This window comes from Acidobacteriota bacterium, from assembly GCA_022340665.1.
In the GTDB taxonomy this organism is placed as follows: Bacteria; Acidobacteriota; Thermoanaerobaculia; order Thermoanaerobaculales; family Sulfomarinibacteraceae; genus Sulfomarinibacter.
In genome coordinates, this window is record JAJDNM010000073.1 from 1 (window position 1) to 11,532 (window position 11,532).

9 protein-coding genes are annotated in these 11,532 nt (G+C 61.9%); 1 reads left to right on the forward strand and 8 read right to left on the reverse strand.

Translation table 11 applies throughout. From position 1 onward, the window contains the following. Positions 1 to 519 (forward strand): SDR family oxidoreductase (locus LJE93_09160; GenBank protein ID MCG6949063.1); only part of this gene is annotated, 519 nt, incomplete at its 5' end. 49 nt (positions 520 to 568) lie between these two features. On the opposite strand, the gene LJE93_09165 is transcribed toward LJE93_09160, so the two are convergent. From LJE93_09165 to LJE93_09200, 8 genes are all read right to left on the reverse strand, one after another. Then, positions 569 to 1,558: an SDR family oxidoreductase gene (locus LJE93_09165; protein ID MCG6949064.1), complete on the reverse strand. Its 990-nt coding sequence runs from the start codon at positions 1,556 to 1,558 to the stop codon at positions 569 to 571. A 4-nt stretch (positions 1,559 to 1,562) separates the two neighbouring features. Then, on the reverse strand, positions 1,563 to 3,485 hold the full coding sequence (locus tag LJE93_09170) for a 9-O-acetylesterase (GenBank protein MCG6949065.1): 1,923 nt from the start codon (positions 3,483 to 3,485) through the stop codon (positions 1,563 to 1,565). Between the two features lie 12 nt (positions 3,486 to 3,497). After that, positions 3,498 to 4,724, reverse strand: coding sequence for a glycoside hydrolase family 27 protein (locus LJE93_09175; GenBank protein ID MCG6949066.1), 1,227 nt, complete (start codon positions 4,722 to 4,724; stop codon positions 3,498 to 3,500). Continuing rightward, positions 4,724 to 5,905 (reverse strand): glycosidase, encoded by a 1,182-nt coding sequence (locus LJE93_09180; protein MCG6949067.1) that lies wholly within the window; start codon positions 5,903 to 5,905, stop codon positions 4,724 to 4,726. The genes LJE93_09175 and LJE93_09180 overlap by 1 nt, the downstream gene beginning before the upstream one ends. A 2-nt stretch (positions 5,906 to 5,907) precedes the next feature. Continuing rightward, positions 5,908 to 7,125: an AGE family epimerase/isomerase gene (locus LJE93_09185; protein ID MCG6949068.1), complete on the reverse strand. Its 1,218-nt coding sequence runs from the start codon at positions 7,123 to 7,125 to the stop codon at positions 5,908 to 5,910. Positions 7,126 to 7,129: 4 nt separating this feature from the next. Further along, a complete protein-coding gene (locus LJE93_09190; GenBank protein ID MCG6949069.1) occupies positions 7,130 to 8,962 on the reverse strand; it encodes a Na+:solute symporter in 1,833 nt (610 codons plus the stop codon). A gap of 142 nt (positions 8,963 to 9,104) precedes the next feature. Further along, positions 9,105 to 10,190, reverse strand: a complete 1,086-nt coding sequence (locus LJE93_09195) for a glycoside hydrolase family 5 protein (GenBank protein MCG6949070.1) — start codon at positions 10,188 to 10,190, stop codon at positions 9,105 to 9,107. A 39-nt stretch (positions 10,191 to 10,229) separates the two neighbouring features. Further along, positions 10,230 to 11,532 (reverse strand): family 20 glycosylhydrolase (locus LJE93_09200; GenBank protein MCG6949071.1); only part of this gene is annotated, 1,303 nt, incomplete at its 5' end.

Consider the following 11,532-nt stretch of genomic DNA (forward strand, 5'->3'; position numbering starts at 1 on the left):
GAGCTCGGTCCGGCCGATATCATCGTCGACAACGCGGTCATACAGTACGACTGGGTATCGGTCCTCGAACAACCGCTGGAGGACTTCGAGAGTCAGTTCCGCTCCTGCGTCATGCACAACGTGCACATGGTCAAGGCTTTCGTGCCCGGAATGGTCGACAAGGGATGGGGGCGGGTGATCGGCATCAACACCGAGTGCGCCATGCAGTGCTCCGAAGGCCAGGCCGCCTACGCTAGCGCCAAGAGGGGGATGGACGGTGTCTTCAGGGTGCTGGCGCGCGAGCTCGGCCCGCACGGGATCACCGTCAACCAGGTGGCGCCCGGTTGGATGGTGTCGGAAAAGTACCGCAGTGAGGGCACCGAACGGCAACCCGAGTACGAGGCTTCGGTGCCGTTGCGACGACGAGGTACCGATCAGGATGTGGCCAACGCGGTCGCCTTCCTCGCCTCCGACCTCGCCGGCTTCATCACCGGTGCCTACATCCCGGTCTGCGGCGGCAACGTCATGCCGACGATTTGAACTTCGAATAAGGAATTCCGGCCCGCTCACACCCCAGGTGGGTCGTATTTCAGGTGGGGAACGTTCTATGCCAGTCGGAGATGATTCGGTCTACGGTACGGTCGAACTCCTCGTCGATCGTCCTTCGTGACGAGTCGGCGTCGTACCAGGCGATGATCTCGTCGGCGCCCTCGGAAAAAGAGATTGTCGCGGCGAATTCAGGGACAAAGCTTTTTATCTTGGAGTTGTCGAATATCATGCTGTGGGCCTTGTCGCCGAGCAGGCTGTCCCCCCACTCGCGGTCGTAACCGTTGATGACCTCTGACGGGACATGCACGATCTCGGTGGTGGTGCCGGCCGCCCGTGCCAGGATGTGGTGGATCCGGTCCCAGGTCAGCCACTCGTCGGAGGTGATGTGAAACGCTTCACCGACGGCGTCATCACGACCCAGCAGCCCTACGAGCCCAATTGCGAAATCTCGGTGGTGGGTCAAGGTCCACACGCTCGTGCCGTCTCCGTGGACGACCACCGGGTCGCCCCGACGCATGCGGTCGATGACCGTCCAGCCGCCATGCGGAGGGAGCAAGGTGCAGTCGTAGGTGTGCGATGGCCGGATGATGGTGCACGGGAAACCCTCCTCGCGGTAGGCGTGAAGGAGCCGTTCCTCGCAGGCGATCTTGTGGCGGGAGTATTCCCAAACCGGGTTTTCGAGGGGGGTGGATTCGGTCACCGGCAGGCGAGCCGGAGGCGTTTGATAGGCCGAGGCGGAGCTGATGAAGACGTAGTGGCGAGTGCGGTCGCGGAACAGCTCGAGATCTGACTCGATGTGCTCGGAAGTGAAGGCAACCCAATCGACAACCGCGTCGAACTCGAGCGCACCGATCGCCGCGCGGGCGGATGCCGGCTCGCGGATGTCACCGATCAACCGGGTGACCCCGTCGGGGACCGGCCGCCAGCTTTGGCCCCTGTTCAAGACCCAGAGCTCGATCCCGCGTTCTACGGCGAGGCGTGTACAGGCCGAGCTGATGATTCCGGTACCGCCGATGAATAGAACACGCATTTCCCTACCAGGAATCGGTGCGGAACGGGGACGCGGGTAGACCTCCCAGATTGTAGAGATTGGCACTGTCCGGGTTATCGGCCCAGGCGTACCGAACCGCCACCGGTTGCGCCACCTTGTCGCTCCACACCACCACGCGGTTGTTTTCGATGATCGCTTCGGCCCACACGAAATGTCGGTCTGCGCCCGCGATCGCGAACTCCGCCAGCTTCCGGTCTTCTCGTCCCCTTGCCACCAACCCACCGCCTGTATGGTCGAAATCGATGATGACCCGGCTCCCTCGAACCTCGTGCGATCGGTAGACGGGACCGGAGAACTCGATCTTCTCTCCGTAGGCGACCCTTCGTGCGGCCAGGGCGAGGCGACGCCCCACCTCCTGCTTGTTGCGCGGGTGGATATCGTCGGCGTCGCCGATGTCGATGATCACGGCTTGCGCGGTCTTCGGAAGGGCCAAAACCGCCGACTGTGATTCGCGGAGCACTGCCCATTCGCTGTCGCCGGGCTGCTCGGACGCAGCCATGAAGTTGGCGAGTTGCACCCACAGGAACGGCAGATCGCCCCGGTTCCAGCGCATGCGCCAATCGGTGATCATGTTGGCGAAAAGGTCGCGGTAGACCAGGGAACTGTCGCTGTCCGCGTTTGATTCGCCCTGATACCAGAGAAAGCCGGACACCGGGAACGGAAGCAGCGGGTGGATCATCTTGTTGTAGAGCACTGTCGGCACCTGATTCATGTGAGCGTCGGGGGTGACTGTCACCAGCCCGAGGCCGATCTTCCACCGACCTGCGAGCGGATGTCTTTCGCCCGCTATCTCGAGCCACAGCAGCTCGGGGTCGCCCCAAATCCCACCACCGCCGCCAGTGTCCTCGACTCGTACGGTGATCTGGTTGCGGCCCTCGCGCAAGAAGGCTGCTGGAACCTCGTACACGCGCGGGACGTTCCAGGCAAGGGATGTCCGACCGACCTCGTGACCGTTGACCCAGGAGATGTCCGAGTCATCAATGGTGCCGAGACCGAGGCGGGCGCCGTGCCGTGCATCAGTTGCGCTGAGATCAATCGAACTGCGATACCAGACGATGCCGTCCATACCGTCGAGACCGCGTTCCTCCCATCTGGACGGCACCTCGAGGGTCGGCCAGTTCGAGTCGTCGAACGCCGGTTCGGCCCACACCGCCTTTCCATCGACCATCCCGCGGTCCGAGGTTGGAAGGCCTCCAAGCTTCCCGTTGATCCGCTCGAGCGTTTCTCGCTGATAGGCTTGCTCCTGCTCGAGGAGCTTTCTCATTTCTGCGTCGTCGATGCCGAGCGATTCGGCGCTCATCCACGGCTCGATGCGGCTGCCACCCCAGGAGGTGTTGATGAGGCCGATCGGCACGTCGTTGTGTTTCCGCAACTCGCGCGCGAAAAAGTAGCCGACCGCGGTGAACGTCCCGACATGCGTGGGATCGGTGGGCTCCCACGTACCTCCCGCGAGGGTGGTTTCCGGAGAGGCCGCCCATGACTTGGGAACCTTGAAATGACGGATCCGTGGATCATTGGCCGCCGCGATCTCGTGTTCCGCATCCATCGAGTTCTCCACCGTCCACTCCATGTTGGACTGGCCGGAGCAGATCCAGACGTCGCCAACGAGTACGTTCCCGTAGCTCAAGCTTTGGCCATCACTCGTGATCGTCAGATCGTGTGGTCCGCCAGCGACCATCGGCGCGATTTCCGCCCGCCACAAGCCCTGCACGTCGGTTCGGGCCGTGACCGTACGACCGGCAATCGTGACTTCAACCGTTGCTCCGGGATCCGCCGTGCCCCAGACGGGTACGCTCGTGCCGCGCTGCAACACCATGCCATCGCCGAAGAGTCCGTTCACGCCGAGCTCGGCGGCCATCGGCTGTGCCGCAACTGCGAGGATCATCAAAATCGGAATAGTACGCATGAGACCTCTCCTTCAATCGACCGGCGCGAGAAGTCGGACCAGCCGGACCATCAGCACGTCGTGGCCCGGAACCTCGGCCTCGAAAGGCTGTTGGGTGGTTCCCATATGCTCGCCAGTCCACAGGTTCTTTACCTGATAGACCCTGTATCCGAAGAGGGTCTTTCGGCTGGAGAAACCATCTTCGACCTTCTCGTCCTGCCACGAGAGCTCCACGGTCCGTGCGGTAGTGCCGCGGTTGAGGATGCACATCGTCCAGTCCTCGTCGGCCAGTGGCTTGAACCAGATCTCGAGATCGCCATCGTCACGGTACTTGAAACCCTGGATACCGAGCACGTCCTGGTTGACCGCGATCACCTCGCGATTGGTGAGGATTCGGCGAGTCTCTTCGGACATGGTCCGGAGGTCGTTGCCGGCGATCAGGGGCGCGGCGAGCATCGCCCACATCGAGAAGTGGCCCCGATCCTCACCCTCGCTCATGCCGTTGCCCACCTCCATCATGTCGGGATCGTTCCAGTGGCCAGGACCGGCGTGGATGCGTAAACCATCCTGCATGTCGAGGATGCGCAGAACGCCCCATGACGACCAGCTGCCGTGATCGACCTCGCAGTCCCAGCACGCCGTGATGTCGCCTGTGGTGCGCCAAAGGTGGCCGATTTCCCTGGCCCACTCCCAGGGTTGATTCGTTCCCCATTCGCACAGGCTGAACACGATCGGCCGGCCGGCTGCGGCGAGCGCCCTTCCCATGGTTTGATAGGCCCCTTCGGCGTTGAGACCCCCGGTGTTGCACCAGTCGTACTTGAGGTAATCGATTCCCCAGCGCGCGTAGGTGAGGGCGTCCTGATACTCGAAGCCGCGGCTCCCGGGGCGTCCGGCGCAGGTCTTCCAGCCGGCGTCGGAGTAGATGCCGAGCTTGAGGCCCTTCGAGTGCACGTAGTCGGCAAGAGCCTTCATTCCTGATGGAAACCGGTCCGGATCGGGCCTGATGAATCCGTTCTCGTCGCGGGTGCCGTGCCAGCAGTCGTCGATGTTGACGAAGAGGTAACCGGCATCGCGCATCCCGGAGGCGACCATGGCGTCTGCCGTTTCTCGGATCAGTAGCTCGTCCACGTCACAGCCGAAGTGGTTCCAGCTGTTCCAACCCATCGGCGGTGTCCGGGCGAGGTCCTCGAACTTCTGGGCGTGGGCGGTTCCCACGGCTGCCACGAGTACCGCACAGAGCAGGGAGATGACCCGATGCATCACTCGCCCTCCATCAACTTCAAGTTCCGTTCGATGAGCTCAATCCGTTGCTTGACGCACTCCGAGGATCGCAACGGATCAGGTGGCGTGTTCCTGCAGTAATCGACGAGCCGCTCTACCGAGGTCGTCGCCACGTGGCAGCGGGTGTCCGACGAGGCGTAATAGATGAAGAGCTGGCCGTCCTCGCGCGCAATCCAACCGCACGAGAACGCGACGTTCATCACGTCGCCGATGTACTCCCCGCCCCGAGGGGCAAGCAGGTATCCGCCGGGTTCGTGGATGACGCGCCACGGCTCGTCGAGATCGGTCATGAAAGCGTAGACCACATAGCGCAGTCCCGAAGCGGTGCCCCGTACGCCATGCGCCAGCTGCAGCCAGCCCGTACCGGTTTTGATGGGCGCCGGTCCGAGTCCGTTCTTCACCTCTGTAATCGTGTGGTATTTGCGGTCGTGAACAATGATCTCCTTGTCGATCGCTGCCTCCTCGATACTTTCGGAGAGGCCCCAGCCGATGCCGCCGCCAGATCCGGCTTCGATGAATCCGTCCTGCGGCCTGGTGTAAAAGGCGTATCGCCCGTCGACGAACTCCGGGTGGAGGACGACGTTTCGCTGCTGCGGCGATCGGGTCTCGAGGTCGGCCAGGCGCTCCCAGGTCACGAGATCCGCGGTGCGCGCGATGCCGCACTGGGCCACCGCCGAAGAGAGGTCGGCGCGGGGGGCATCAGGATCCTTGCGCTCGGTACAGAAGAGCCCATAGATGTGACCGTCCTCGTGCTGGATGAACCTCATGTCGTAGACATTGACGTCGGGATTCTCGGTCTCGGGCATGACGATCGGTCGGTCGAGAAAGCGAAAACCGTCGACTCCGGTCTCGCTCTCGGCCAATCCGAAGAAGCTCTTGCGATCGGCGCCCTCGACCCGCGCCATCAGGTAGAACTTCCCCTCGTGCTCGATGGCTCCCGGGTTGAACGCCGCGTTGACGCCAATTCGTTCCATGAAGTGCGGGTTCGTGGCCGGGTCCAGGTCGTAACGCCAGAACGGCGGTGCGTGCTCGGCGGTCAATACCGGGTGTCTCCACCGCTGGATGACCCCGTTCGTGTGCTCGATCGGCTGGTTGGGCCGCGTCACCAGCTCCTCGTAGTCGCGAAAGATCTGTTGCTTGCGCTCGTCAAACTCGTGCAGTTTCATGGTTCATCTCCGCGATCGCTGTCATCCAGGCGCCGCAACATCTCCAGGCACATGCGGACCGTATGGTATGGCCCCTTCCACTCGGAGACCTTGGGCTCGGTTTCGTCGATCGTCCCGTCGGCCCGCACTCGCCAGAACCACTCGCCACCGTCGCGGTCCACCTGGTATTGCTCGATGAACTGCCAAACCCGGGCGGAGGCGTCGGCGTAGGCGCTTTCGCCGGTGAGGGTGTACACGCACCAGAAACCTACGACGGCCTCGGCCTGGCACCACCAGTCGTGATCGGCATCGGTCACCGAGCCGTCGCATCCTTCATACGCGAGCCCGCCGTCGGCGAGAAGCCCCTCCGCCAGTGTCGAGCGTGCCAGTTCGATCGCCCACAGCTTGACGGTTTCCCCGAGCTCCTCGCCGCGGAGCACCGCCGCCGCCTCGGAGAGCAACCACGCAGACTCGATGTCGTGCCCGTAGGTCCGATTCTCCGACTGGAGGGTCCATGCCTCGTCGAAGAAGTGGTCGAGATGGAAGCCGCCTGCCTCACGGTGAATAATCTGCCTACCGAAGATGCCGATCAGCTCATCGAGGCGCATCACCACCCTGGGATCGATGATCGCGAGCACGAGGTTGGTGTAGGCCTCGAGCAGGTGGAGGTGGGTGTTCATCGACTTGGCCGCAATCATGTCCCTGTCCGAGAGCTGGAGATCTGGAGTTTCGGACCAGTCTGTGTCGCGGGCCTCGAGGTAACCCCCGAACTCCTGATCATGGGCGTGACCTTCCACGAGCTCGAAGAGCTCCAGAGCTGACTCCAATGCGGCAGACTCGCCGGTCGCGAGGTGAAACTCGCTCAAGGCGTAGATGCAGAATGCCTGGCCATAGGTCTTTTTGGTGCGATCGAGGGGCTTGCCCGAGGCGTCGATCCGCCAGAAGTATCCTCCGTGCTCGCGGTCGCGGAAGCGGGATTCGAGAATATCGAAGGCGCGTCGCGCGAGTTCGAGATCCCGCTGTTCGCCGAATCTGCGATAGAGGGCCGAAAAGGTCCACAGCAGTCTCGAGTTGAGAATCAGGCCGCGCGGCGCGCCATCACGCACAATGCCGTCCACCGCCATCTCGGCGATGAAGCCACCGCGTTCATGGTCGGGACTTCGCTCGCGCCAGAACGGGAGCAGATTGCCCTGCAGCTCCCTCTCGATTGCCTGGCGGAGTTCCTTAGCCTGCATTGCCTCAGTCTTCGAGCTGGTCGTACCAGTTCTTCTTGAGGAAGATCATCGTCACGACGACGATGACTGCAGTGATCGCGACCGGCCTCCACCGCATGAGCACGAAGTAGATGGGCAGCGCGACCAGCGCCGTCTGCCAGATCGTGCCGACCACCACATTAACCATGTCTCGCTTGAAGTTTATGTTGCACTTGAAGTCGGGGTCTTCGGCCTCCACCTCGCGACGGATCGGTCCCCAGAAGCCCCACGGCCTCACCGTGCGGTAGAAGGTCTTCAACGTCTCGCGATCGGTGGGTTTGGTCAGGTAGGTACCAGCAATGCACCCGACCAGCGAGATGCCCATGAGGTGCGGGAAGTAGAAGAGCGGAAGGACGTCGGGCCAGATTGCCGGAAAAATGAGGGCCGGTACGATGCCTGCCGCCATGCCCCAGAAGTAGCCGTGGCCGTTGAAGCGCCACCAATACCACTTGAGCACATTGGAAGAGAGGTAGGCCCCCCAGAGGGCCGAAACGATCCACTGCAGCATGTTGTTGACGTTCTTGGCGTAGAAGCCGAGAACGATGCTGACGACAACGATCAGCAATCCGCTGGCGTAATTGACGATCACCGTGCGCTTCTGTGACGCATTCGGGTCTATGTATTTGTGGTAGAGGTCGTTGACGACGTACGCCTGGGCCGCGTTGAGGGTGCCGGAGAAGGTCGATACGAAGGCCGCTGCGAGGCCCGCGAGCAGGAGCCCGGTGAAGCCGGCCGGCACGAACTCGTTGATCGCCGACGGCAGGATCTGCTCGAAATCGAGCTGCCCGCCCACAATGAGATCCAGGCGTTGGTAGAACAGCAGGCCGAGCACCACGAAGCCGGTGATCATCAGGTATCGTGATGGACTCAAGACGAGGCTCACGAAGCCACTCATCAACGCGCCTTCGCGTGGCGAGCGGGTGGCGAGGATTTTCTGCATGTCGTAGTTGGGCGCCGGGCCCGCGGCGCTGACCAGGATGCCCTTGAAAAGCATCATCATGAAGAAAATGGTGAACAGGCCGAACTGGTCGTCAACGATCTTCTGGTTGACCTCGGTAATGATCCCGGTCCAGTCGAGGTCAAGCTCCCAACCGAACCACGGACTCATCCACCCGTCGGGAACCGCGAGCGGCGTGTGAGCGAGCGCGGTCATGGCGATGGCCGCGACGACGATCGCCGAGATCGTCATGATGGTGAACTGCAGAACGTCGGCGAGCACGATCGAGCGCATGCCACCGAGGATCGTGTAGAGCACCGCCGCCAGAGTGAAGACGATGCCGTAGATGTGCGGCACGAACTCGGGGGCGACGTTGATGCCGATCAGGGGCTGGACGACCTCCCAGGGGAGGAAAATCTCGACGAACTTGCCGAGCCCGACGAAACCGTAGGCGAGGAAGCCGAGCCCACCAATGAGAGCGAATACGACCACAACCGTGTGCGACAGGCGGGCTCCGGTGCCGGTGCCGAATCGGGTCTCGATCCACTGCGCCCCGGTGGTGACATTCGAACGTCGCAACCACGCCGACAGGAAGACCATCAGGAAGATCTGGTTGAAGGTCGGCCACAGCCACGGCAGCCAGATGCTCTTGAGGCCGTATACGAAGCCGATTGTGACCAGCCACATGGTGCCGGAGATGTCGAACATGCCGGATGCGTTGGAAAGCCCGAGCATGTACCAGGGGATGTCCTTGCCGCCGAGCAGGTAGGATTCGACGCTCTTGGCGGCTTTCCGCCGCATCGCGAATCCGATTGCGGTCACCGCCACCAAATAGAAGACGATGATGCCCAGGTCGAGGCTGGTCAAACCGAGTTGTCCCATAGTCCCCCCAAAAACACTGTCAGCCTACACGAAACGAAAGGCTCGGGGCTTGTGGCGTGGGGCATGGAGAAGGAACTCCACGGCCTCGATATCAGGCCCCAGGCCTCAAGCCCCAAGCCTTTCCGGTTACGGAGACTGGCTGCTACTTCTTCCCCTGCATATACGCCTTGAAAAACGCCCCCTGCGTTGTCGGTGTGTAGTTCCAGTCTGAAATCAGCTGCGGCGGCCAGTCGGGGTCAAAGCACCAGGCGGTCCAGGAGATGCCCTTCTTCTCGAAGTAGCTGAGGATTCTCCGACCGTACTCTTCGTCAGCGATGACGGGGTTGTGCGAACCCGGCAGGTCGGCCGCCATGAAGCCGATCTCGGCCGCCATCAACGGGTAGGTGTCGGCGACATAACCGAAGTCCTTTTCCCAGTTCTTCTCCCACGGCTGCGGCGCTTTCATCGGGTAGGGATGGCTGACGTAGCCGATGCCCTGGTAGTCGATGGGATTCGTGCCGACGTTGTGGAGCTCGTAGGCCCAGTTGAAACCGGCCACCAATGGAATCACCTTGCTGTCGTGGGCAAAGATGATGCCGATCATCTGCTCGACGATCACCTTCCACTCGGCCCAGCTGATCTTGCCAAGCTGGCCGTTGTAGGTGGTGGGCTCGTTGAAGAGCTCGTAGAAGGCGACTGCCGGAAGGTTTGCGTAACGGAACGATACATCGCGCCAGAAATTATAGGTTTCCTGCCGGGTGGTGTAGTGCATGGGGTGCTGGAAGACTTCGGTGGAGAGATTGCCGATGCCGTGCCACTCGATGTTGAGGTAGAGACCGAGCTCGGAGGCCCAGGTGACCGCCTGATCGAGTAGCTTGAAGTACTCGACCTTGCCACGCCCCTTCCAGGCGACCGGGTGCACCGGTACGCGGACGAGGTTCGCCCCCCAGTCCTTGATGATCTCGAAGTGGGCCCTGTTCCAGTGGCCGTTCTTTTCCAGTTTGTCCGGATCGGAGATGTTGACCCCGCGAAAGATCCTGGTGTTACCGTCCTCGTCAACGAAGCGGTTGCCCTCGACGTGAATGAACTGTAGCGAGGTTTCGATCTTCGATGCATCGAAGGGCTCAGGGTAGGGGACGTCCCACCACTCCCCGCTGTCGCCCTCCTTCACCTCGCCCGCAAACACCAGCGAACACGTCGTCACGAGGGCCGCGCAGATGACTGCGGATACCCGAAGTTTCCTATTCATAATCCTCTCCTCTTCTCATCTGACCCTTTTCTCCTCTTCTTAATGTTCTTCCGCTACCGCCGCCACCTCCTTCTCCTGACACCCCTCTGCCGTCAGGCTCGCCGGCAACGAGACTGCGCACACCAGGTCTACAATCGGATCGACGACCATGAGTTCTGTCTGACCGTGTGACTGTCTTGCAGCATCCAGATCTTCAAGCCGAAGATCGAGCCAGTCACCGTCTGCGGCGGATTGCGAAATCGCCAGGTCGAGCGCCTCGAGACCGATGGCGGAGACCGTAGAGAGGGCGATCGACATCGCTTCGATCTCCGCTAATGCCGGCGAAGTCCTGATGATCTCTTCCAGGAGGGCATGGTTGTCGCTCCAGGTGACGAGGGTCGACCGCACCTGTTCGCGGTCGACTTCATCCGAGAAATCGGACTCGATCAGGCGCTCGACCGCCCAGCCGAACTCGCGCGCCGGTCCGGCGTCGGGCCACGCGGCGTCGACCATTCGGGTGAGAGGAGAGAACTGGGTGTGTTTTCGCAGGCGGCCGCGGTTGTACACCTTGACCGGTTCGATGGCGCCGAGCAGGGTCTCGAGTGCGTCGATTTCTCTGCACTGGCAGAGACGGCGCAGCATCATCGGGCGGTTGCGCTCGTGCTGCAGCCCGAGCTCCTCGAGCATCAGGCTGATCCGGTCCAGACGCCGATACATGTCCTCGAGATCGATGACTCGGACGGGCGACCAGAAACGCTCGGCGATGGCGGCGGTCCGAGGCCAGATGCGAGAGTCGACGGTTTCGGGCGAAACGTACTCCGCCCACATGGTGGCCTCACCGCCGAGGATCCGGTCGGCCTCCTCCGGTGCGAGCGGCGAGTTCGCCGGCAGCGGGTCATTCAGGTAGTGTGCATCGGTGGGGTGGATGAGGTCGATGTAGTAGCCGTTGGAGAGGATCCCCATGTAGCCGAGACGCGCGGCCTCGAAGAGCGATTCGCGCCCGCGCCAGGACTGGATCACGATGTTCTTCGGCAGTCCCTCCTGGAAAATCTCGTCCCACCCGATCATTCTCTTGCCGTGCCGGGTCAGGATCTCGAGCACCCGTTCGTTGAAGTAGCGTTGGAGGTCGAGAGGCTTGCCATATCCCTTTTCCTCCATAAACGCGACGATCTCGGGGTTGGCCAGCCATTGCTTGCCGTTGTTTTCGTCTCCACCTATGTGAATGAACTCGTCGTCGAAGAGTTTGGCCATCTCGGCGAAGAAAACGTCGAGAAATTCGTAGGTCGTTTCGATGATCGGATTCACGGTGGGGTCGAATATTCCCCAGCTCCGTTCGATCTCGTAGGGCCCGGGTGCACTTGCC